The organism is Pseudomonas sp. F9001 (assembly GCF_013385435.1).
GTDB lineage: Bacteria > Pseudomonadota > Gammaproteobacteria > Pseudomonadales > Pseudomonadaceae > Aquipseudomonas.
The window spans coordinates 403,950-425,676 of the sequence record NZ_JACAPX010000011.1 but is presented as its reverse complement, the minus strand read 5'-3'; the positions used below and the strand labels follow the sequence as shown (position 1 = coordinate 425,676).

The 21,727-nt window shown below is 57.0% G+C and carries 29 protein-coding genes and 1 tRNA gene; 20 read left to right on the top strand and 10 right to left on the bottom strand.

The window, feature by feature from the left end; translation table 11 throughout:
* Nucleotides 1-74: 74 nt before the first annotated feature.
* The 8 genes from HX818_RS10760 to HX818_RS10725 all read left to right on the top strand — a co-directional run bounded on the left by HX818_RS10760 (nt 75) and on the right by HX818_RS10725 (nt 5,158).
* Nucleotides 75-518 carry a septation protein IspZ gene (locus HX818_RS10760; RefSeq protein ID WP_177020037.1) on the top strand — a complete coding sequence of 148 codons (444 nt, stop codon included), beginning with the start codon at nt 75-77 and terminating at the stop codon, nt 516-518.
* 174 nt (nt 519-692) lie between these two features.
* Nucleotides 693-1,025 (top strand): hypothetical protein, encoded by a 333-nt coding sequence (locus tag HX818_RS10755; RefSeq protein WP_371315709.1) that lies wholly within the window; start codon nt 693-695, stop codon nt 1,023-1,025.
* Nucleotides 1,022-1,234: a hypothetical protein gene (locus tag HX818_RS10750; protein ID WP_134326507.1), complete on the top strand. Its 213-nt coding sequence runs from the start codon at nt 1,022-1,024 to the stop codon at nt 1,232-1,234. Before HX818_RS10755 ends, HX818_RS10750 begins: the two co-directional genes overlap by 4 nt.
* Nucleotides 1,231-1,425: a hypothetical protein gene (locus HX818_RS10745; RefSeq protein WP_177020036.1), complete on the top strand. Its 195-nt coding sequence runs from the start codon at nt 1,231-1,233 to the stop codon at nt 1,423-1,425. Before HX818_RS10750 ends, HX818_RS10745 begins: the two co-directional genes overlap by 4 nt.
* 168 nt (nt 1,426-1,593) lie before the next feature.
* Nucleotides 1,594-2,400, top strand: a complete 807-nt coding sequence (bet, locus tag HX818_RS10740) for a phage recombination protein Bet (protein WP_177020127.1) — start codon at nt 1,594-1,596, stop codon at nt 2,398-2,400.
* A complete protein-coding gene (locus HX818_RS10735; protein ID WP_177020035.1) occupies nt 2,397-4,022 on the top strand; it encodes a YqaJ viral recombinase family protein in 1,626 nt (541 codons plus the stop codon). The genes bet and HX818_RS10735 overlap by 4 nt, the downstream gene beginning before the upstream one ends.
* Nucleotides 4,019-4,612, top strand: coding sequence for a hypothetical protein (locus tag HX818_RS10730; protein ID WP_177020034.1), 594 nt, complete (start codon nt 4,019-4,021; stop codon nt 4,610-4,612). Before HX818_RS10735 ends, HX818_RS10730 begins: the two co-directional genes overlap by 4 nt.
* Before the next feature lie 69 nt (nt 4,613-4,681).
* Complete coding sequence (locus HX818_RS10725) at nt 4,682-5,158, top strand: hypothetical protein (protein ID WP_177020033.1); 477 nt, start codon at nt 4,682-4,684, stop codon at nt 5,156-5,158.
* Here the strand turns inward: HX818_RS10725 and HX818_RS10720 are convergent, their stop codons facing one another.
* Nucleotides 5,159-5,851: a hypothetical protein gene (locus tag HX818_RS10720; RefSeq protein WP_177020032.1), complete on the bottom strand. Its 693-nt coding sequence runs from the start codon at nt 5,849-5,851 to the stop codon at nt 5,159-5,161.
* Between the two features lie 121 nt (nt 5,852-5,972).
* Between HX818_RS10720 and HX818_RS10715 the strand changes: the two genes are divergently transcribed.
* Entirely contained in the window at nt 5,973-6,605 is a 633-nt protein-coding gene (locus tag HX818_RS10715; RefSeq protein ID WP_177020031.1) for a hypothetical protein, read from the top strand.
* 27 nt (nt 6,606-6,632) lie between these two features.
* Here HX818_RS10715 and HX818_RS10710 read toward each other — a convergent pair whose 3' ends face one another.
* Nucleotides 6,633-7,169 carry a hypothetical protein gene (locus tag HX818_RS10710; RefSeq protein WP_177020030.1) on the bottom strand — a complete coding sequence of 179 codons (537 nt, stop codon included), beginning with the start codon at nt 7,167-7,169 and terminating at the stop codon, nt 6,633-6,635.
* 88 nt (nt 7,170-7,257) lie between these two features.
* Nucleotides 7,258-7,914 carry a hypothetical protein gene (locus HX818_RS10705; RefSeq protein WP_177020029.1) on the bottom strand — a complete coding sequence of 219 codons (657 nt, stop codon included), beginning with the start codon at nt 7,912-7,914 and terminating at the stop codon, nt 7,258-7,260.
* A gap of 51 nt (nt 7,915-7,965) precedes the next feature.
* Here HX818_RS10705 and HX818_RS10700 point away from each other — a divergent pair, with 51 nt between their 5' ends.
* Entirely contained in the window at nt 7,966-8,928 is a 963-nt protein-coding gene (locus HX818_RS10700; RefSeq protein WP_177020028.1) for a DNA cytosine methyltransferase, read from the top strand.
* Here the strand turns inward: HX818_RS10700 and HX818_RS10695 are convergent.
* A complete protein-coding gene (locus tag HX818_RS10695) occupies nt 8,888-9,736 on the bottom strand; it encodes an HNH endonuclease (protein ID WP_256346305.1) in 849 nt (282 codons plus the stop codon). The two genes, HX818_RS10700 and HX818_RS10695, sit on opposite strands and share 41 nt — an antisense overlap.
* 88 nt (nt 9,737-9,824) lie before the next feature.
* Here HX818_RS10695 and HX818_RS10690 point away from each other — a divergent pair, with 88 nt between their 5' ends.
* Together HX818_RS10690 and HX818_RS10685 are read left to right on the top strand one after the other, a co-directional pair.
* Nucleotides 9,825-10,466, top strand: a complete 642-nt coding sequence (locus tag HX818_RS10690) for a hypothetical protein (protein ID WP_177020027.1) — start codon at nt 9,825-9,827, stop codon at nt 10,464-10,466.
* Entirely contained in the window at nt 10,463-10,765 is a 303-nt protein-coding gene (locus HX818_RS10685; RefSeq protein ID WP_177020026.1) for a DUF4406 domain-containing protein, read from the top strand. Before HX818_RS10690 ends, HX818_RS10685 begins: the two co-directional genes overlap by 4 nt.
* 19 nt (nt 10,766-10,784) lie before the next feature.
* Here the strand turns inward: HX818_RS10685 and HX818_RS10680 are convergent, their stop codons facing one another.
* Nucleotides 10,785-11,459 carry a hypothetical protein gene (locus HX818_RS10680; RefSeq protein ID WP_177020025.1) on the bottom strand — a complete coding sequence of 225 codons (675 nt, stop codon included), beginning with the start codon at nt 11,457-11,459 and terminating at the stop codon, nt 10,785-10,787.
* A 51-nt stretch (nt 11,460-11,510) separates the two neighbouring features.
* Between HX818_RS10680 and HX818_RS10675 the strand changes: the two genes are divergently transcribed.
* Nucleotides 11,511-11,900, top strand: a complete 390-nt coding sequence (locus HX818_RS10675) for a hypothetical protein (RefSeq protein ID WP_177020024.1) — start codon at nt 11,511-11,513, stop codon at nt 11,898-11,900.
* A gap of 49 nt (nt 11,901-11,949) precedes the next feature.
* Nucleotides 11,950-13,083 carry a site-specific DNA-methyltransferase gene (locus HX818_RS10670; RefSeq protein ID WP_177020023.1) on the top strand — a complete coding sequence of 378 codons (1,134 nt, stop codon included), beginning with the start codon at nt 11,950-11,952 and terminating at the stop codon, nt 13,081-13,083.
* A gap of 284 nt (nt 13,084-13,367) precedes the next feature.
* On the opposite strand, the gene HX818_RS10665 is transcribed toward HX818_RS10670, so the two are convergent.
* Nucleotides 13,368-13,559 carry a hypothetical protein gene (locus tag HX818_RS10665; RefSeq protein WP_177020022.1) on the bottom strand — a complete coding sequence of 64 codons (192 nt, stop codon included), beginning with the start codon at nt 13,557-13,559 and terminating at the stop codon, nt 13,368-13,370.
* 155 nt (nt 13,560-13,714) lie between these two features.
* Between HX818_RS10665 and HX818_RS10660 the strand changes: the two genes are divergently transcribed.
* The 3 genes from HX818_RS10660 to xerC are packed head-to-tail and all read left to right on the top strand — an operon-like array spanning nt 13,715 to nt 15,180.
* Complete coding sequence (locus HX818_RS10660; protein ID WP_177020021.1) at nt 13,715-13,936, top strand: hypothetical protein; 222 nt, start codon at nt 13,715-13,717, stop codon at nt 13,934-13,936.
* A gap of 2 nt (nt 13,937-13,938) precedes the next feature.
* A complete protein-coding gene (locus HX818_RS10655) occupies nt 13,939-14,148 on the top strand; it encodes a DUF4224 domain-containing protein (protein WP_177020020.1) in 210 nt (69 codons plus the stop codon).
* Nucleotides 14,149-15,180, top strand: a complete 1,032-nt coding sequence (gene xerC / locus HX818_RS10650) for a tyrosine recombinase XerC (RefSeq protein ID WP_177020019.1) — start codon at nt 14,149-14,151, stop codon at nt 15,178-15,180. It begins immediately after the preceding gene.
* Nucleotides 15,181-15,260: 80 nt separating this feature from the next.
* Here the strand turns inward: xerC and HX818_RS10645 are convergent.
* A tRNA-Leu gene (locus tag HX818_RS10645) sits at nt 15,261-15,347 on the bottom strand.
* Between the two features lie 822 nt (nt 15,348-16,169).
* On the bottom strand, nt 16,170-16,778 hold the full coding sequence (locus HX818_RS10640) for a LysE family translocator (protein WP_032899362.1): 609 nt from the start codon (nt 16,776-16,778) through the stop codon (nt 16,170-16,172).
* A gap of 216 nt (nt 16,779-16,994) precedes the next feature.
* Here HX818_RS10640 and HX818_RS10635 point away from each other — a divergent pair, with 216 nt between their 5' ends.
* From HX818_RS10635 to HX818_RS10625, 3 genes are read left to right on the top strand one after another with little or no spacing between them, the layout of a single operon-like run.
* Nucleotides 16,995-18,134, top strand: a complete 1,140-nt coding sequence (locus tag HX818_RS10635; protein WP_087693935.1) for a merozoite surface protein 3b — start codon at nt 16,995-16,997, stop codon at nt 18,132-18,134.
* The gene (locus HX818_RS10630; protein WP_008435073.1) at nt 18,134-19,321 is read left to right on the top strand and encodes a DUF6384 family protein; all 1,188 of its coding nucleotides are present in this window, start codon (nt 18,134-18,136) and stop codon (nt 19,319-19,321) included. The genes HX818_RS10635 and HX818_RS10630 overlap by 1 nt, the downstream gene beginning before the upstream one ends.
* A 4-nt stretch (nt 19,322-19,325) precedes the next feature.
* The gene (locus HX818_RS10625; RefSeq protein ID WP_087693936.1) at nt 19,326-20,699 is read left to right on the top strand and encodes a hypothetical protein; all 1,374 of its coding nucleotides are present in this window, start codon (nt 19,326-19,328) and stop codon (nt 20,697-20,699) included.
* A gap of 34 nt (nt 20,700-20,733) precedes the next feature.
* On the opposite strand, the gene HX818_RS10620 is transcribed toward HX818_RS10625, so the two are convergent.
* Nucleotides 20,734-21,057: a helix-turn-helix domain-containing protein gene (locus tag HX818_RS10620; protein ID WP_003207700.1), complete on the bottom strand. Its 324-nt coding sequence runs from the start codon at nt 21,055-21,057 to the stop codon at nt 20,734-20,736.
* 80 nt (nt 21,058-21,137) lie between these two features.
* Nucleotides 21,138-21,656 carry a DUF1993 family protein gene (locus HX818_RS10615; RefSeq protein ID WP_102368907.1) on the bottom strand — a complete coding sequence of 173 codons (519 nt, stop codon included), beginning with the start codon at nt 21,654-21,656 and terminating at the stop codon, nt 21,138-21,140.
* Nucleotides 21,657-21,727 lie beyond the last annotated feature (71 nt).

Sequence of the window (21,727 nt, the reverse complement as noted above, 5' to 3'; positions counted from 1 at the left end):
TAGCTTAGAACTGAAATTCTAAACGTGAAATGGCATACCGCCGCTACATGATGAACATCTTAAGGTCTCGTAGAATGAGTGTGACAAAAAATTGGCTGAGGCTGTCCTTTGCGCTTTTGTGGCGCGCGTTTCTATTGTTCCAAATTTTCGGTTTGGTATTTGGTGTACTGCTTGGAAAACTCCTACTGCCGAGCTCATTCGTCATATTGATTAAGCCTACAATTTTGTACGGATCATTAGCTCTGGTAGTAGTTATCGCTGAAGCCGGATTCAAGCTCAATCTACTTCAATGCATTTTCGGAAAACGTTTAAACCTGTCAAAACCACAATGGCGCATGTGTGCACTTTCACTGGCGTTGCTTCTCGCAACTATGGCAGTGTTGAACGTTGCGGTCGCTTTTTCCACGCCATTTGATTTGTGGCTTTACTACAAAGTTTTCGGCAGTCCGGTGATATTTGTTGCTGGCATATTCGCTATTTCTTGGATTGCCATCAGCAAGACCAGCATTCACCAGTAATCGCACCTCCCCTAGTGGTGGCTGACTGCTCTGGACAGGGCCTCAGCTCCACCATTCTTACAGCAATGCATTGAGGACTCCCTGTCCTCTCATATCAATCCGATTTTTCGGATTCCCACCTCTACCCGTCAGCACTCCTCCCCCGCGCCCATCGGCAACCAGCGGGAGGCATGAGTGTTGACGAATACAGGTGAACAACCCGCCACCCTGGAGGTGACCATGGAACACGAAGTGATTGTTGAGGGCTTTGTCCTCCAGGTGGAGGTGACCCATTGCGTAAATGAGCCGCCGAGCCCGGGCAGCTCGAACAGCGACTGGGACGCCCAGGGTGACCGGGAAATCGAGTTCAAGATTCACTCGGCGATTTGCTACGACGAAAGCGGCGCCCGGATGGATGTAGAACGGCACCTGCTGTACCTGCTGGCCCGCCAGTACGGCGCGCAGATCGAGAGCGCGTTGTGGATCGAGATCGACGCTCTAAAGCGCCGGCAACGGTGGGCCGCATGAGCGAACACCACGACGTGGCAATCGGAATGCTTGAAGGGTACGTCAGGGCGATGAGTGATCCGCTTTGCAATCCTTCCGCAGTCAAGGCTTCGTCCAGCACCGCGATCCTTATTCTCCGCACGCTGGGCATCATCAGCGCGCAGGAAGACGCCAACTACACCGAGAGCCTGCGCCGTGATTACGAGCGCCGGTTAGGGAGAGCCGCATGACCACCGCACCGGTTAAATCGCTGATCGACGAGCAGCTCGACGACGTTGAGTCCAAGCTGATCATGCTGGGCTTCGGCCTCCCCTTCAATGAAGTGATCGGCCAGCCGCGTGAGCGTGCCGTGGCCACCTTGCCGAAGCGCCTTACAGCAACCATGAAGGGCGGGCGGATCGCGGTGAGGGTTCGGCCGTGACCACCCACCAGCGCACCCGGCGCCTACTCATCTGGCGCGGTTCCTTCCCTGTCCTCGCCCTCTTCACCTTCCTGATGTTGCTCAGCGCTCTCGCTGATCGAATCACTCAATAACCAACACCTTTCATCGCTGCGAGCATCGCGGCAAGGAATCCCCATGTCCGCAGTAATGAAGCAGGACGAAAACGCGCCTGCGATGTCGGAGGCCGCGCTTGTTGAAGTGCTGAGCAGCAGCCTCTACCCCGGCGCCGAAAAGAACTCAGTCGTGATGGTGTTGGCTTACTGCCAGGCCGCGCACCTGGACCCAATGCTGAAGCCGGTGCACATCGTTCCGATCTGGAACTCGAAGACGAAAAAGATGCAGGACACGGTGATGCCTGGCATCGGCCTGTACCGCATCCAAGCGGCACGCACCGGCCAGTACGCCGGAATCAGCGAGCCTGAATATGGTCCTCCAGTAACGGCGAAGCTGAGCGGCGTCGAAGTCACGTATCCCGAATGGTGCCGCGTGACGGTCAAGCGGCAGATGAGCAACGGCCTGGTTGCCGAATACACGGCCAATGAACGCTGGCTCGAAAACTACGCGACGTCGAGCAAGGAAACTGCGGCGCCCAACGCCATGTGGAAGCGCCGGGCATTTGCCCAGCTCGCCAAATGCGCCGAGGCCCAGGCCCTGCGCAAAGCTTTTCCTGAAGTCGGATCAGCGCCAACGGCCGACGAGATGGAAGGCAAAGCATTCGAGGAGCCGGCGCGCGATGTCAGCCCACGACAGCAAGCCCAGCCTGAACCGGAAGCGTTGCCCGCCTACTCCGACGATTTGCTGACCGAGAACATCGTGAAGTGGCAGCCACTAATCGACTCGAACCGCACCAGCCCTGAACACCTCATTGCGACCATCAGCAGCAAGTACACGCTGAGCCCGGCGCAGATTGAAAAAATCACCAACCTCAAAGCCCTCGATGGAGACGCAGCATGAAAATTCACAACGTAGCTCAAGGCTCCGCCGAGTGGCTTGCCCTTCGCGCTCAGCACCGTACCGCCTCAGAAGCACCTGCAATGATGGGCGCTTCGAAGTACCAAACCCGCACCGACCTGCTCGCCGCCAAAAAGACTGGCATCACGCCCGATGTCACGCCGTCTCAGCAGTTCATCTTCGACAAAGGGCACGCGACCGAGGCCCTGGCACGCCCACTGGCCGAAGCACTGATCGGCGAAGAGCTTTATCCGATCGTTGCTACCGAGGGCAACCTGCTCGCCTCCATGGACGGCGCCACGATGCTCGGCGAGACACTGTTCGAGCACAAACTGTGGAATGAGTCAGTCGTGGCCCAGGTGAAAGCCGGTGACCTGGCTCCGCACTATTACTGGCAGCTTGAGCAGCAACTGCTGGTGAGCGGCGCTGAGCGCGTCATCTTTGTTTGCTCGGACGGCACGCCGGAGAGCTTCGTGCACATGGAATACCGGCCCGTAGCCGGGCGCGCGGCCCAGTTGATAGAGGGCTGGAAACAGTTCGAGGCAGACCTGGCCAACTTCGAAATGGCCGATGCTCCTTCAATCGTAGTCGGCAAGGCGCCTGACGAGCTGCCAGCGCTGCGAATCGAACTGACCGGAATGGTCACCGCCAGCAACCTGAAGGTGTTCGAAGACTCAGCCCTGGCTGTCATCGACACGGTGAAAACCACGCTCTCCACCGACCAGGACTTCGCCGACGCGAAGAAGGCGGTCAAGTGGTGCGGCGAGGTTGAAGAGGCTGTCGCGGTCGCCAAGAAACAGGCCCTGTCGCAGACCCAAAGCATCGACGAACTGTTTTCGTCGCTGGATCGCATTAGCGCCCATGCCCGCGAGACTCGCCTGAAGGTCAATAAGCTCGTGCAGGCCCAGGAACTGCTGGTAAAGACGACCATCAAGCAAAAGGCCGAGCTAGCGCTTGCGGAGCACATCGCGGGGATCAACAGGACCTTGGGCCAGGTGGCGCTGCCTCAGGTGCACGTCGACTTCGCCGGCGCCATGAAGAGCAAGCGCACCATCGCCAGCCTCCAGGACGCTGTTGATACCGAACTGGCCCGGGCAAAGATCGACGCAAGTCAGGCAGCGGACGGTATTCGCTTGAACCTGACCAGCCTGGCGGAGCTCGCAGCTGATTACGCCTTCCTGTTCAGCGACGTGCAGCAGCTGGTGACCAAGGCCAACGATGACTTGGTGACGCTGATCAAATTCCGAATCTCCGAACACCAGAAGGCGGAGAAGGAAAGGACCGACGCGAAGCGCATTGCTGAAGAACAGGAAGCCCAGCGCCTGGCGGCCATCAAGCCAGAGCCGGTCGTGGAGAAGGTGGCGACACCAGGGCCTGCCCGCACCGCTCCAGTCCAGGCGGCACCCGTCGGCCAGGCCACAAAGCCTGTGGCGAGCCACACCGTGGAGCAGGTAGCGCTGCAGGCCAACGTGACGGACTTCGAGGCCCTGGTGAAAGCCGTGGCATATGGTCAGGCGCCGATCACGCTGCTCTCGGTCAACTGGGAAGTGCTCGACGCGATGGTCGCAGCGCAGGGATCCACCTTCAGCATGGCCGGGGTGACGCTGGCCAAGGCGGCAGCATGATCAGCAACCACCTCAGCCTGGTCGAGGCGCTGCGTCCGGCATCGGATGAACTGGCGGCCCAGGTCGCCCAGTTCCTGGCCAGCGGCGGCCAGATCGAAGAAGCGGCGCCCATCGGCTACAAGCCCAAGCCAATCACCTACAGCAACCAGATGCCGCCGGCGCCGAAGCCGTTTGTTCGGCGTCGGGTTGAGGCAACTCCCCTGCCGCTCGATAAAGACGATATCCGCACCCAGGAGCGACTCAAGCTGGCTGAGCAGATACGCCAGCTTGGCGTTACGCACACCCAAACCGAAGTAGCTGCTGCACTCGGTGTCAGCCGTCGTCTCATCTACAACTACGCCGCCCGGTACGACATCACGTTCAAGGCGCCAACGAGAGGCGGCGCCCGGAACTTGGTGCACAACACGGTCGATAAGGAGCGCGACGCGAATTTCGCCGAGCGCATCAAGGCCTTCAAGGAACTGGGGATTTCCCGCCGGCAGTGCTGCGGGAAGCTGGCGATCGGCAGCAAGGCATTCGAGCGGATCATCGCGGCGCACGGGATCGACTATCCAAAGCTGGTCCGGAGGGCCACTCGATGCGCCGCATAGCCCGCATCCAGCAACGCAAACGTCAAACCTGGCTCGCACTGCCGGCCAGCGGAATAGAAGAGGTAGGCCATGGCTGCCGAACAGAAGGAGCGCACAGCCAAGCTTGCCGAGAAACGGCAGCAACTGGGCGAGCAGGAATTGCGGCACACGGTCCCGTACGGCACCCGGCGGATGCTCGACGAGCTGATGCTCTGGCATGATATCGAGGAAGTGAGCGAGGCGGTGCAGCTGCTGGTACTGAATGCGCGGGTTGAGGATCTGCCGCCGGCGCCACCAAAGGTTAAAGGGCCGTCCGACAGCATCCGCCACTACTTCCGCCAAGGAATGCGTGACCGGTTGGCAGCGCTCACCGCCGAGCTGGACGAGACGAAGGACCGGGCTACCATCTGGCGACTGATCGCCCACGCCCACTCGCTGGGCGCCTTTAATTCCGCCGATTACTTCGCAATTCCGCGCCACGGTTTCGAGATATGTGAAAACGTGGCGTGCAAACTACGGCACGCGGGCTACGCCGAATCGCGCCAGATGAATGACGATGATGAATAATCACTTCGCCAGGGGTTGCACCTCAAACTGAGGAAGTTCGCTTTCACCAGAGATATCAACACGCCTGATATCAAAATAGGCTGCCTTGGTATTGTGATCCGCGTCCCTGTAGGCAATTGTGATAGTTTCCTCAATTGCCGGATTATCTAGGTCAAATTTTATAGAAAACTGTTGAAACTTCCCTTTTGGCCATTCAGGGATAAAAATATTCAACCCACTTAGATCACCACCAAAATCAATCGCCACCTTAAATATCGTGGCTCCATCATTCCCAATGTTCAGTTCTAAAAAGCACTGCTGCCCCATGCGAACTGTACCATCTACTCTTGCAAACAGCTCAGGCATAATATCCTTTTCTCTACGCTCCTGTATTGACCTCAACCTGTTCATCTCCGACTCAACTTGTAGCCTCGTTATATCAACAAGTTCTTTCTGCTGTTCGACTGAGTTTTTTAATTCTTGTGCTTGAAGCTGTAAGGCTTCAGAACTGAGCTTAAGCTCCCGACCTTGTTGTAAATAGCCCAGCACCAACCACAAAAAGGCCACCGGACCAAAAACTCCTGCGAGAAAATCCCCTATCTCATTGAGTTCTAGATCTGGAATAGTTGTGTGCTTCCAATAAACAAGTGTGGCTACACCTACTAGATAAACGCCGGTAACCAACCCACCTAAGATTTCTGATCTGACCTTCATCGCTCGCTCCATCGAATGAACGCGAGATATTAGATGTTACTGAAGTCACTTGGAAGCATCTTGCCATCACCCTACTCGCTGAATCCGGTAACGGAGGGCGGCGCCTGACTGGAGATATTCCATGGATGATCAGTTCTACCTGCAAGACAGTCGCAGCCACGCCTACGTCGGAGACGGGTTGTCGTTTTGGGGCTTTGGCGGATCTGGATACGTCACCGATCTGGCCAAGGCTCAGGTATTCACCCGGGACGGAGCTTGCGATCACCGCGACACTGACATCCCGTGGCCCAAGGCCTACGTCGATGCTCGGGCGCGTATTGGTGTCGACTGCCAGCATGTGACGCTGAGCGAAGCGCTGGACCAACACCCCGACGCAACCGAGTTTTACATCCAGAAGCCGCAGTGCTGGAACGGCAACAACCTGATTTGGCTTTGTGAGGAAGGAGTATTCTCCAGCGATCTGTCGAAGGCTGTCGTGGTGCCGAGGGCTCAAACCATCACCTGGATCGGCAAGCTCGGCCAATCAGGTGCGGTGGTCTGGCCCAAGCCCTACATCGACGCGCATAGCCGTCGGCTGGTCGAACGCGACGACGTGAACATCAAAGACGCCCTACGCGGCACCGGCATTAAGCTGGCCAAGCCGAAGAAGCCCAAAATGATGATGTTCAATTGTTACGGCTGCGGCCGGTTTATCAGTGACGCTCAACGCTATCGCGAAGACTGCCGAAACTGCGGAGCAAACAACGCGCCTTAATCCGTCCTACCGCGAATCCACTTGTTATCAAGCGTGGGATAAGCCATTGCCCATCATCGTGTTTCCAAGGTGGAAAAAGCCGGACCCATCATCTATTGAATACATGATGGTCGTTTCAGCGAGCAAGCTGCGAAGTTCTTGCAACTCTACAGGATCTGTAGGTAGTTTTATGAGTATGGACGTGACCATTTCGTCTTCGCTTGGAGCGAACATTTGCAAATATTCATACGGCGCTAACGCATCGCGGAGCGTTTCGTGTCCGCCAATCTGCTTGCCGGAGCGCGCCAGCCTCGCGCGAACAGTAAAAGCAAACGCATAACCTGTAATTACTGGATCAGGGATGGGCGCATCCTTCCACTCATGGCCGTCCTTGCTTTCGATCATGTAAGGGCCCTCGCCGATGTACTGACCGTAGTTTTCAACAAGGTAAGCCATCTCATAGGTAGATTTGACGGTCGACGCTATCTCCATAACGGGGGAACTCATGCTCACAACGAGCATTGACGCCGCAGCGAGGCCTCTCAGGTAGGCGGGCAAATCTTTTTTTTGCACAAGTCGCTTCATATCTATCCTTTCCCGCTCCATGCCGGTCACCCGTAATACCCCATATCAACGAATCACGCCAGCCAGCGAAGGAGACTCCGCAAAGCCTTTACCCCTCGGAGGATGGCATTTCTAAATTTAGAATATCTGGCAGCTTTTCAGCAAGAAGCATCTTAATTTTGCTCACTTCTGAAAACTGCGTTACAGAAATTTCAAAAGCCAGAATCAATAGGTCATTCGCTGCATTATGGGCTTTAACCTGTCTTGCTTGAAGATTTGAGAGCGCTGCCTTTTTTTGGGCGATAGGAATTTCCGAATTCTTAGTTGAAGATATATGTGCTTCCAAGCTGTCAACAATTCGCCTACGGTGCTCAATGAACATCTCAAGCAAATTAATCTGAGACGTCTGGTAGGCCTGTATCTCGGCATGCTTTGATTCCGCCTTACCAAGATCCAACTGTTCTGACTGTGCCGTGAGAGTCTCAGATTGAAGCTTATTTAGAGCACGAAATTCTTCCCTCTGCGCATCAAGCAATTCTCTCTGCAAGTAAACCGTTTTAAGAACGGCCAGAAGAGTACAAAAAGATATTAGCGGGCCAAATACCCCTCCAAAATAACTACCGAATGCCGACCAATCTGACGCATTCGTAGATAGTTGGCTGCCAAATATTTTCCAATAGTAATAAGAAGCAAAAAAAGCGCTCACAAACACGATGCAGACCAATAAAAACCAAAAGCTACACACCGATTTTCTCAAGCGTTCCATGCTACTCACCAAATTTTAAGAATCGGCGAAATATACCAGCGAGGTTTAAGTATGCCCATCACTTACGGAAGCGTGTGCAGCGGCATCGAAGCCGCGACACAGGCCTGGCACCCGCTGGGCATGCGCGCCGCCTGGTTCGCAGAGATTGAGGCTTTCCCATCGGCGGTCCTGGCCCACCACTACCCCGACGTGCCGAACCACGGCGACATGACCAAGCTGGCCGCCCTAGTCCTAGCCGGCAAGATCCCGGCGCCGGACGTGCTGGTCGGCGGTACCCCATGCCAAGACTTCAGCGTTGCCGGTATGCGTGCCGGTCTCGGTGGTGAGCGAGGTCAACTGACAATTAAATTCGTGGAGTTAGCAGATGCAATTGACCATGTTCGAACTGCAAGAGGAGAAGCCGAGTGCGTCCTTACCTGGGAGAACGTCCCCGGCGTCCTCAGCGACAAAGGGAACGCCTTCGGATGCTTTCTTGGCGCGCTTGCTGGGGAAGACTGCGAGCTGCAGCCTCCAGGGAAGAAGTGGCAGGACGCTGGTTGTGTGTATGGACCCAAAAGAACAATCGCGTGGCGGGTCCTGGACGCCCAATATTTCGGCCTGGCCCAACGACGCCGTCGTGTGTTCGTTGTCGCAAGTGCTCGAGACGGGTTCGATCCCACTGAGGTACTTTTTGAGCGAGAAGGCGCTCGCCGGGATAGCCCGCCGGGATGGCCGGCGAAGCTTGCACTTCACCCTACTCTCACGGCACAAGGAGGGGGCTCTCTCGATGACCGAGAGGCATATGTGCTGGAAGCCGAAGGCGTCCGCCGGACCAGTGTGATCGAGTGGGAGCGCTGCCAAGGTTTTCCCGATAACTACACGCAAATTCCTTGGCGCGGCAAACCTGTAGGTGAATGTCCTGACGGGGCCCGCTACAAGGCAATCGGCAACAGCAAGGCCATCGCGGTGGTTAACTGGATAGGCGGGAGAATCGTCAAGTTTGTTGAGCTAAGCGTCTCACGATCACATCTTTGATTACCGAGTAGTCCTCGGTGCCCGATCGCATATGAGCGTGCACGGCAGAATGACAATTCGAACACAGTAATGCTAAATCTTCTAAAACCACATCTACCTTCGCGGCCTTCGTAGAAACTGGCACTTTGTGATGAGCCTCGATATATTCAAATCCGTACCTAACCTTAAAATCATCACTGCAAATTTCACAGACGCATGATCCGGACGATTTTAGCAGCTTGACTATTTGAGAATTCCTCTCGGACAAAAGATGCGTAACATAACTTTTTCCACCCTCCATAAAGCCCTGCCCGATCTTGCTCGTAACCACATGAGTTTCAGCTTGGCGACCAAGAACAACATATTCGTCAGCGCATTCAACCAAGCCAAACAACCCTTCAAAAACCCAGTCTTTCTTTTTCCCGCTATAAAGGAGTACTGGGTAACCGAACTCAGGCTGATTCAGCAACGAAAGATTCGCCTTTTCCTTAAGTGATACAACCCCTTTTCTGGCTTTAAAGGAATAGCGATAAAAATTCCTTTCGGCATCTACCCAGCCATCGTGACTATAACTTCCCGGGTACACTTTAACTAGGACGCCTGCAAGAGCAGGAAGTGAACCAATCCAGTTAATACCCTGTTGCGGAGTATTATTTATAACGAAATTTTCGCCACCCCAATATTTGGACCCCTCTACTTTTGAATACTGGATCAACTCATATAGCTCTTTTTTTGAAACTACCGATCCAACTTTAGCACTTAGCAGATCATGAACGCTTATATTTGCCATCGTTTTCCCTAACAAAATTTCCGTGTAGTCAGCTTTCATTATGACACTGCAAATTTAAAGCGCGAAGCCTTCAATCACACGATTCCCTCAATCCCACCGCCCGGGCATGGCCCGGCAAGGACTCCCCATGCCTACAGAACACAAACCGACCGCGCCGCTGCAGGTGGAACGCTCGACCGTCACGAAGCTGGTGATCACCGGAGCGCCACGGCTCGACCCGATAACGGTTTTCCTCGAGGACTTCGGCCGGCGCGACTGCCCGATTGAATCCGACCAGAACTACCAGACTGCCCAGGGCAAGATCACGATCAACTGCTGGGACAAGAGCTGGAACGCGTACTGGGGTGGAATGGGACCTCGCACGGTTGCCGAGTTCGTGGCCAAGTACGATTGGCCCTATGTTCTGAACTGCCTGGATCGCGGGATCAGTAGCACGCGATTCAGCGGGGCCGCGCTCCATGCCTTCGCCAAGAAGTGCATCGTCCAGCGCCGCCGGCAGCAGACCGGGCGACACGACTGGGAGCTTGGCGAGCTGAGCAAGAGCGAGGCCCGCGAGCTATGGCAGGACATCGAGGCTCTGACCAGTGTGGAGTCGCCAAACGAGTGCTGGCATCACAGCAAGCTGCTGACGGAACTGTTCGGAGATGAACGGCATTACCCGGTCGACGACAAGGCGATCGAGGAAAACCACGAATTCACATACCTGCGTCGTGTCGTTGAGGCCGTTCAGGACGCGCTGCGCCAGGAACAGCAGCAGGTGGCCGCATGAAGCGCATCTACCTCAGCGGCCCCATGACCGGCCTGCAAGGCCTCAACTTCGCCGCCTTGCACGCCATGACCAACAGCCTGCGCGCCGGCGGCCACACCGTCACCAACCCCGCCGAACTCAACTCCGACGGCGGCACCTGGAACGACTGCATGCGCCGCGACATTGCCGCCCTGATGGACTGCGACACCGTGGCCACCCTGCCCGGCTGGGAGCATTCAAAGGGTTCCCGCCTGGAAGTCCTGATCGCCGAACGCCTCGGCATGACGGTTGTGAATGCCCATGATCTTGTGGCTATTTAGATATAAGAGTAGAGCGCACTCACGCAAGACGCTTGGAATCTTTGTTTAAAACCTTTTTGATACCTATACCTTCACCACTCTCATCATGGTAATTATAAAGCTCAAAGCCTTGACTATTATACAGCCCACTTGACTTCATATAGCTAATACTAAGGAGTGATTTCCCCCTCCCACCAAATACATCGTCGAGGAAAAAACTTCTGCCTACTCCGTTATATAGCGGCTCCAAAGATATTGGGGGATTATTAACCCCCTCCACGCATAAAACAACGTTAACACCCTCGCAATAACTCCCGAGATTTGTAAGTAAGAAGCCGGAGTAATAATCGCCATCATCATCCTCATGACCACCTGTATATTTTAACTGAAGCAACGGTTCCAGCGAACGCTCGTGATTTTCTAAACTGAGTTGCTGAGCAGCTACCAAAGCTGTTTGCTGCTGCACCGAAGCTTTTAGCTCATCAGCCTGCATTCGGAGCGCATCGGCACTAACACGAAGTTCCGTCCCCTGCTGCATAAAACCCAGAATCAACCAGAAAAAAGCGATCGGACCAAACGCGCCTGCCAAAAAATCACCTACCGCATTCAACTCCATGGTCTGAAGCTGTGGCAAACGTCCAAAGATGAATGCGGTAAAAGCAAATAAATAAATCGCAGTAAATATAGTACCAATCCAAGCAAGCTTGTTACGCATACATCCCTCATGCTGTTTTTTATCAAGACCCGAATCATATTCGATGTAGCCATGACCAGCTACACCCCTCCCCCCATCAAACTAAGCCGCTACAGCGGCAAGGACGAAGTCATGCCTGAAGAAAATGGAAAGCCCTGGAACGGCGAAGGATTGCCGCCTGTTGGAACAACCAGCGAAGCGTTCAGCGCTCGGACAGCGACGTTTCGGCAATGCACAGTTCTGGCCCACCGCAACGGAATGGCGGTAGTTAGTTTCCTCGACCAAGAGGAATTGCAGTGGGCCACAGAGTTTCGCTCGCCCAAGCAGATCGCAGCAGATGAGCGCCGCGCAGCAATCAAGCATATTCAAGCAGCTAGCGTCGTGAATTGCGGCCCCTACATCACTGAAAGCGCAGCCGCAGCAATCCACGACGCCGGGTACCGCAAAGAGGGGGCTCCATGATCGCCACCCTCTGGTTCGCCTACGTCTTCATCTACAAGGGGCCCAGGCCATGAAACAGCATCGCGTTTTGATCGGCGACTGCATTGAGTCGATGCGGACGCTGCCAGACAAGTCAGTTCAGATGTGCGTGACCAGCCCGCCCTACTACGGCCTGCGGGATTACGGCGTGGAGGGCCAGATAGGCCTGGAGGAAACGCCGGCCGAGTTCATCGGGCGCCTGGTCGAAGTGTTCCGCGAGGTGCGCCGAGTACTCCGCGACGATGGTACGGCCTGGGTGAATATGGGTGATAGCTATGCCGGCTCCCGCTGCGGTGGCAACAGTCAGTCAATTACCGGCGTCGGGCGCGATGAAAGCGTTACAGCCGCCAAGGCCCGCCGCACCGTTGCCTCCCGCCGTAGGGATAATGAAAGCGTTCCGCGCAGTGACTACGCCGTACCTGGGTTCAAGCCCAAGGACATGATGGGAATGCCCTGGCGCTTGGCCTTTGCCCTGCAGGACGATGGCTGGTATCTGCGCCAAGACATCATTTGGCATAAGCCAAATCCAATGCCGGAGAGTGTCCGCGACCGCTGCACTAAGGCCCACGAGTACATTTTTTTGCTGAGCAAGTCGGCGAAGTACTACTACGACCAGGCGCCAATCCTTGAACCATGCTCACCCAACACCCACAACCGCCTCTCACAAGACGTTCTCTCGCAGATCGGGAGTGAGCGCGCCAACGGCGGGGCCAAGAGCAACGGTAACATGAAGGCGGTGGCCAGGAAGTCAAACGGCGTGGGCTGGGGTCACGGTACCGACAGTGAAGAAAGAGCGCGGGGGCGAATCAAGGACAACGATTCGATGAACTCAGCCCTCGCCGTTATGCCCACCGAGCGAAATAAACGCAGCGTATGGACTGTGCCGACGCACAGTTTCAAGGGCGCACACTTCGCCACCTTCCCGCCTGACCTGATTCGCCCATGCGTCCTGGCCGGCGCGCCACTCGGCGGCATCGTGCTTGACCCTTTCGGCGGTGCCGGTACGACGGCGGTGGTCGCCATGCAGGAAGGCCGCAGATCAATCCTGTGCGAACTGAACCCGGAATATGCCGCAATGGCTGAGCGGCGTATCGCAGCAGCCTGGCTCGACGGCGCGGCGCAGATGGATGTCTTCCGCGACACAGCGCAACACCCAGCAGCCTAACCCCAATCCCCCTACATGCCTGCCGGTGAGCGGCGGGCGAGGTATGCACGCATGTTTATTTGCGCAGAAACGAAGATCGGGAAGTGCAAATCGCTCGGCGACCAAGTGCGAGTGTGCGCGCTTCGTCGTGGCGGCGGCTGGAGTCAGGCCCGCGAGGACCTGGCGAAAGAGGCAGAGAGCTGGTTCGGTCGCGAGCCGGTGAGCACTAAACAAGACTGGCGAGCCATTCGCGCCGAAGTCTTCCGTACCGATTAACCCACCTTCTGCCGCCCAGCGCGGCAGTCTTAACCCGCGTCCCTGGTCAACACCACAGCCTCAATCGCGCCCGCAACCATTACCGCAGGCACCGCCGCATAGGCCATCGCCTCCAGAACATGCGGCACACCCGCGACATGCGAAGCGCTTCCGGTGATCAACACCAGCGCCGTACACGTAAACAAAACCAGCCTTACAAACGTCCTCATCACTTCCCGCATGTTCCTACTCCTTTAGCTGAGGCCCGCAGTAAAGCCCAAGCACAAGGAATGTTCATCCGCGTTTAAACGATGAGGACGTTTCCCACACCATTAAACGAAACGCCCTTGGAACCGAGGGCTACACCTGCAGCCGCCCGGCGCGGCAAGGACACCACATGTTCGCAATCAAACTCACCCTGATCCTGCTGGGCGCTTTGCTGTACTTGGTCGGCAGTGGCTGCTGGTTCTTTTGGCTCGGCCCACGCCTTCTGGACGACGGCGAAACTGCCGACATCCTCTACGCCTTCGCCGGCACCTGCGGCTGGATGCTGATCACCTTCAGCCTGGTCATTCACATCATCAAGACAGCCCGGCCCACGGCGGCCGGTGGGAGGTAGTTATGGACGGTATTCACTTCCTGTCGCATGAAGAGGTTTGCACGCTTACCGGCGCGAAAACGAAAGCGGGCCAGGTGCAAGTTCTCAAAAGAAACGGCATTCGCCACACCATCAAACGCAGCGGGTGGCCTTGCGTCATCGCATCTGCACTCACTGGCGAGGCAGCCGGCGTGATGGAAAAACTGAAATGGCAACCGCGGCTGGTGGGGTAGATGGGACGAAAACCAACCCGGCCTGGGAGCATTCCCCGGCTACGCGAAAGGAAGCGTGGCGACACGACGTATTACCTTTACGACACAGGCGGGACGCCACGCAAAGAAATACCATTGGGCATGGACTACGGGCTGGCAATTTTGGAGTATGCAAAGCTCGAAAAAAGCCGTGTATCCCAGGCCATGGCGCAGGATGTACTGACTTTCGCCTATGTCGCTGAAAAATACATGCTGGAAGTTGTTCCAACTAAAGCGCCGGCGACGCAGAAAGACAACGCCAGAGAGCTGAAGCAGCTACTTGCCTTTTTCAATGACCCACCCGCCCCGCTGGAAGCTATTGAGCCCCAGCACGTTGCCCAGTACTTGAGGCATCGAGGAAAGACCGCACCTGTTCGTGCAAATCGCGAGAAAGCGTTGCTCAGCTCGATCTGGAACTTCGCCAGGACCAGCGGCTACACGTCCTTGGCCAATCCCTGCGCCGGTGTTAAAGGCAATAAGGAAAGCGGACGTGACATCTACGTCGAAGATGAAATGCTCGCGATGGTGTATTTGCACGCAGACCAGCCGCTAAAAGACGCGCTCGATCTGTTCTACCTGACAGGTCAGCGTATCGCTGACACCCTAAAAATGGATGAGCGCGATATCAGGGAGGATCGCCTGGCGGTGCAGCAGGGAAAAACCAAGGCCAAGCGACGAATTGAAATCGTTGGGGAGTTGAAGGTTGTGATCGACCGAATACTGGCCAGGAAAGACAGCCATAAAATCCGGTCCAGCAGACTCATCGTAATGGACAACGGGCAGCCCATGACCAGCAGTATGTTACGGGGGAGATTTGATGCTGCGAGAGAAGCTGCCGGCGTAAAAAAGGCAGACTTTCAGATGCGGGACCTGCGCGCAAAAGCTGGTACCGATAAGGCGGAATCAAGCGGAGATATTCTGCAAGCCAGAGATCAGCTTGGACACACGACCGTGGTGATGACAGAGAACTACATCCGCAAACGTATCGGCAAAAAAGTTACGCCGACGAAGTGAATTGCGGAAAGGAGAAGAATATTGCGGAAAAAAACAAAGAGCCAGCCAAGTTCTAAAACCCAGCAAACCCTTGAATATGATGGTGCCCGAAGCCGGAATCGAACCGGCACGCCCTTACGAGCGGGGGATTTTAAGTCCCATGCGTCTACCAGTTTCGCCATTCGGGCGGTAGCGCTATGCAGCAGGCCAAGCAGCGTTAAAAGCCCTTGAGCGTTGCAGCAGGCTAGGGAATATATAGATCCAGCCCCCTCGATGCAAGGTCGGGTGCGGGCTTTTTCAAACAATCAAGCGGCGCCCTGGCAAACAAAAAAGCTCGCCAGATCAGTCATCTACAGATTTTGCAGGCGGGAGTGGGCAATGGCGATACCGACCGCTTCACCAGGTGTCGCACCCGTGCCCCACGTGCATCAGGAAAAATAAGTCATTACCGCAATAACCACTGAAACCCAAACCAGGGTCATCAAAAACGACAGCGCAGCCAATGTCTTGCCCATTTGCCTACTCGCCCCGATGAAATCACTTCAAGGAACCCTCCCAGCGCCGCTTGAGAATAGCCACGCACGACGCAGTTCGCCTTCAACCTCCCACGAAAATCGTGGATACGATACTCCACGCAAAAGGTTAGTTCCTTCAGCAGTCCCGCCCACAAGTTACTGAGCCGCTGTTTATTCCCTGATACCCCAAAATGATCGTCCCCGGCTTTCCTGCTCCTGCGGCGCCCCGGCCCATCTGATACGCTTTTTTCTTCTGCATCTGCCCCTGTATCGAAAACCGCCCTGCCCTGACAATACTCCCACTCCCGACACGCCCGTGGAGCCCGGCAGGAACCGTCCTGCCGGCCCGTTCATTTCGGAGGCCTAATGGCTAAGATGGCATTTTTCCTGTTCGGTTTTCTTGCGCTGACCATCGCAATTGGTCTGCTGGCCACCATCTCACCGGTCTAGGATCCATGGCCTGCTGACGCAACCCGCTGGAGGTCAGGGGGCGTGTCAGCCGGCAAAAAACATCGGATACAACGACAGCACCAACAGCCCCGCCATCGACCAGTTGAACACCCGCAACCAGCGTGGCTCGCGCAGTACATTGCGCAAGCCGCTGCCACAGCCGGCCCATACGCAAACACTGGGCAAGTTCACCAGGGCAAACACGGCGGCAATCAACAGCACGTTGGTGACATAACCCTCGGCAGGCGTGTAGGTGGTGATCGCGCCCAGCGCCATGACCCAGGCCTTGGGGTTGACCCACTGGAAGGCCGCCGCGCCGAGAAACGTCATGGGTTTGCGCTTGTCATCGGTGTCATCGGACATCGCGCTGGAGGTTGCAATCTTCCAGGCGAGGTACAGCAAATACGCCGCCCCCACATAGCGCAATACGGTGTAGGCCCACGGCAACGCCTTGAACACTTCTCCCAGGCCCAGGCCCACGGCGATCACCAACAACATGAAGCCAATGCTGATGCCCAGTGCATGGGGGATCGAGCGAATAAAACCGAAGTTCACCCCGGACGCCAGCAACATGGTGTTATTGGGACCTGGGGTGATTGAGGACACAAAGGCGAACAGCGCGAAAGCTGAAAGCAGGCTTGAAGACATGAGCATGGCGCGACATCCGAACGAGTACTGTGACCGTGACAGTAGAACGTTGCGCCAGCCTGCGCCCCGTACAGCTAGCGGTAGATACGGTCATACACTTCGTCAGGCCTGCCAACAAGCGCCCTCCAACCAAACTGCCATTGGTTTGCCTTCATTGATCGGTATACTTGCGCCCTTCTCTGCACTGCACACTGTGCTGAACACATCCTGAAAGGACACTCGATGAGCAACTACCTCGACCGCGCGCTGACGGGCCTGCGGACCCTGGGCATCAATCTTCTGCAGCCGGTTCCAGATGCACCGGTACTGGTATTGCTGGACCGCGTGGCCCAGTACGACACCGCCAAAGTCACCGCTATCGCTGCCGTGCTGCAACAGTCGACCACCTTCAACAGCGTGGTTCGCGAGCAGATCGCCGGCATGGATATCTCCACGCGCTTCATGGACATCACCCAGAGCTTCACCTCGATTCGCGAAGACGCTGCGGCCATGGCGGGCTGGATGGATGATGGGCGCCTGGATACGCTGGAGAAGCTCAAGCTGAGCTGGATGAACCTGCGTCGTGGCTCGATCCCCAGCCGCTTCAACGAGATCCGTGAAAACTACTTGCAGGTGTGCAAGTCGGCCAATGACCAGATCTCCCGGGAAACGGTGATTCTGGAGGCCTACCTGGATTTTCGCATGGCCATGAAAGCGGCCGAGGTCGATGCCCAACAAGTGCTCGCCCTGGCCGGCCAGGTCCTGGAGCAGCGTACCCAGGCCTTGAACGAGGCCAACGCCCAAGTCACGGCTGCCGAAACCCTGGCGCCGGCCGAACGCGCGGCCTTGGAATTGCGCCGTGACGAAGCCGTACGCGCGCTGCAGGACGAAGACAAGCGCTACCAGATCGTCAAGGACATCGCCGATGACCTGAAGGTCGGCTACAACACGGCCGAAATGGTCTTCGCCCGGATCAACCAGGTGCATGTGATCAAGGAGCGCCAGTACCAGCGCATGGTCTCGTTCTTCTCTACCAACGAAGTGGTGTTGACCGGCCTCGCGGTGTCGTTCACCAGCAACAGTGGACTGGCCGAAGCCACCAACACGCTGAATGCCACCACCGACGGCATCAGCAAGGGCCTTGAAGCCCTGGGCAGCACCGGCAACACCCAATTGGAAGCGGCGGTCAAGGCCAGCTATGGCTCCACCATCAAGGTCGACTCGGTGCGCGCCCTGGCCGACGCCACCCTGAGTTTCCAGACGGACATGCACGGCCTGACGGAAACCTACCGCGCTGAATCCAGCAACGCGTCCCGTGACATCGCCGAAGCCGTCGAAGAGGCCAAACGCAAGTTCGCCGCATTGCTGACCAAGGCCGCTTGATGAGCGACATTCTTCTCTCCGAACAACTCGGCGCGATGGCGCTGGTGGATCAACTGCGCCACCAGCAGATGGCGGTGGAAAAGGACTTGAGCCTGCCCCAACGCCGCGCAGAAGTGGCGGCGCGCATCCGCGAGTATTACCAGAACAACGGCATTCAATTTACCGAAGCGCAGATCGATCAGGGCGTGCGCGAATTCTTTTCCAAACGCCTGGTGTTCGAGGCCCCGGAACTGAGTGCGCTTGACCGCTTCTGGAGCAAAGTACTGCTCAGGCGGCATCGCGGCATACTCGTCATCCAGCTCATCGCGGTCACCTTGCTGGTGGTGCAATGCAGCCGGGTGATGGTCGCCAGACACGAAATCCAAGAGGCTCAAAGAGCGGCCATCGCCGTCGAGACGAACGCGGCACAAAAACAATCAGACATCGCCCACCTGAAGGCTCGGCTGAGCGCCGTGCAGCAGGACCCGGCCTATATTGAGGGCGGCGACCTGTTCAGTGCCCTGCCCCGCCTGAATACCAAGGCCGAACATGCCCTGGCCATGGTCGATACCTCCGGGGTCGATTACGCCAGTGAGCAGATCGGCGTGCTGGAGGCGTTTTTAGCCAAGGTCAAGGCAGTCCAGCCGATGACCGACCAGCTCAACGAGTTGACCCGCAAAGTCGCCGACATTCACCTGCCCGCCGCCGACAGTAAAGCGACGCGGGGCATGCAGGCCGAACTGGTCATGATCAAAGACCTCATCGGGAAATTCGAGATCGAAAAAGCCGGCGGCCAACTCAGGGCCCTGCGTGCCAACACCGAACTGATCCCCAAGGAGGTGACCATTCGGGTTGTCGACCGGCCCGGCACGCCGTCCGGTGTCGAGCGCTGCTACGACAAGGCGCTGTGTAATTCCAATCCTGGTTCGACCCAGGGCAAGAGCTGGTATTTGGTTGTCGAAGCCGTCGACCTGTCGGACAGACCGGTTCTACTGCCCACCGTCAGCAGTGAGACCGGCACCGGCGCGTGGGCCAGCCAGTTCGCCGTGCGGGTACCGCAGGCCGAATACCTGAAGGTCAAGGCCGACAAACTCGACGACGGCCACCTGACCAACCGTGTAGTCGGCCGCAAGCCAGCCGGCAGGATGGAAGTCACCTACTTGAGCCAACGGACCACCGACCCGCTCGAAACGATATTGGAGTGGTGAAGACATGACGCCTGACACCCTGATCGGCATCACCGAACGTAACTCCCGCAACGCCGAGCTGAGGATTCGCACGGCCGAGCAACACCTGTCTGAACTGCTCGGCGAGCAACTGGCGCTGGAGCAGGACATTACCCAGCGCCTGGGTAAAATCGCGGCCCTGCACCTGGACCAGGGCAACACGCAGAACGAGCAAGTCGCCGCCGCCCTGAACCTGCGCCAACAGTCCCAGGATCTGCTCCACCAGCAACTGCGCGACGCTGAGCAGACCGTGGCCCAGGCGCTGGCGGGCAAGGAAAAACTGCAAGCGCGAGCCGAAACCCTCGACCAGCAAGCCCGGCAATCCCTGGAACAAAACCCCGACTACGCCCGCCAGGTCGAGCAACTGGACCTGGCCCAGGCCGCCCACCGAGAACACGTCAGCGGTTATGAAGACTTGCGCCAGGAGTGCGCACTGAAGCGTCCGACCTTTGATACCAACCTGGTCTACGTCTACCTGCGCGGACACGCCTTCGGCACCGACCAATACCGGCGCAACCGCCTGAACCGCTGGATGGACAACTGGCTGGCGACCAAGGTGAACTACCTCGCCAACCGCAAGAACGAGCTGAGCCTGATCGCCCTTGGTGAGCGAAACGAGGCCTTGCAGGCCGAGCGCATCGCCCTGATCAGTACCTTGAGTGCCAGCGTCGATGCGCAACTGGCTCAGGCACGTGACCAGTTGGGACAGGCCTCAATTCAACCCGAGCTCGACACCCTGCAACGCGTAGTCGACAACGCCAAGCGCCAGGCCAATGCCATCCAGGAAAAACTCGGCAGCTACTCACGCAACGAAGACCCGCAGTACCAGCGCGCACGCCAGTTGCTCACTGACCAGTTGAAAACCCGCAGCATCGGCGAATTGATCGACCTGGCCAGCCACACCCCGGACGACGCCGACGACCTGATCGTCGAGCAACTGCAAACCCTGAACCTGCGCTTGAAAGCGGTGGTACAGCAACTGGCGGATACCCAGGAAGAGGCCGTGGTACACCAGAACAGCTACCAGCGTGCCAAAGACCTGGAGCGCAAAGTTCGCAACGATGCGTTTACCGGCCGCGATGTTTATTTTGACCTGTCGACTGACTTCGAGCGTCTGGTAGAGAGCTACATGACCCAGGGTGCAACCCTTGGCCAGGTTGTGGATGTGCTTAGCCGGGGCCTTAAAATCGTGCGCCGCAGTCAGGTAGCGGCAGGGGCGACGCGAGGCTATGTCAGCGCATCGATCAGCCCTGTCGTCCTTGGCGTCGCCACCGTCGAAAGCAGCAATAACAACACGGCCAGCTTTTCGACGTCAGGCAGTACAGGCGGCGGCAGCTTCAGGACGACCGACAGCTTCTAGCCTGGCGCGAAGCAAATCCGGGACTTCCTCGTTGCTAGCTGTCAGACAACGAGGAAGTGATCTGCGCAATCGCATCCTGATCCAGCCCGTCCAGCGTGCGGTAGTGGTTGATGATCAACGTCTCCTTGTCACTCAGGGTGGCCTGGTTGATAACCGCCCTTTCCCCCGTCAACACGTAAAGCACGTCCACGCCTTTATGCCGGATGGCAATCAGGTAATCGGACTTGGGCGCCCGCGCGCCACTTTCGTAGTGCACCTGAGCATTCGCACCCACACCGCCAATCGCACCAAACTCCTGTTGGGAGAGCCCCAGGATCTTGCGTTCCTCTTTCAGGCGGATGCCGAGTTTATCGTCCATGGCGGGTACCTCAATAAACGTGTTTAACACCCACCATACGCTTATGCGCAGGAGCGGGGTCTATTCATTCGGGTGGCTACCTATTGCGTGCGCACGAAGGCGAACATATGCGGCACGTAATCGGCCTTGCCGAGCGGCACACCGTTATGGCGAAGGATGTTATAGGCGGTCATCAGGTGAAAATAGAACTGTGGAATGGCCCAATTGACCGCGTATTCGTAGGCAGTCATGTCGAAAATAGTACCGTCGGGAAGTTCTATCGAGATAGCGCGCTCGCTGCTGTCGATGAGTTCGCGATCTGCCGAGGCGAGGGCTTGCAGGGTTTGCTCGATCAACCCACGCGCCTCGCTCAGGGTTGCGGGTGTGCTCAGAACCGGCAGCGGTTGATGGGTGAGACGCTGGACCGATTCCTGGGCCTGGGTGCACGCAAACCGGATTTGCGTTGCGAGGGTGTGCATGTCGGGCGCCAGCCGCGCGCTCAGCAGGTTTCGCGGGTCATAGCCCAACTCGCCGGCATGCGCCTCGCCTTTGGACAAAAGCCCCTTGAGCGAGCGCAACATCTGCGCAAAGCAAGGGACGGTGATTACATAGGTCGACATCGTTCTTCCTTGACTGGATGCTGAGCGTGGGAGCATGCCATGGGCACGGTCTACGCGGCTAGCCGGCAAGC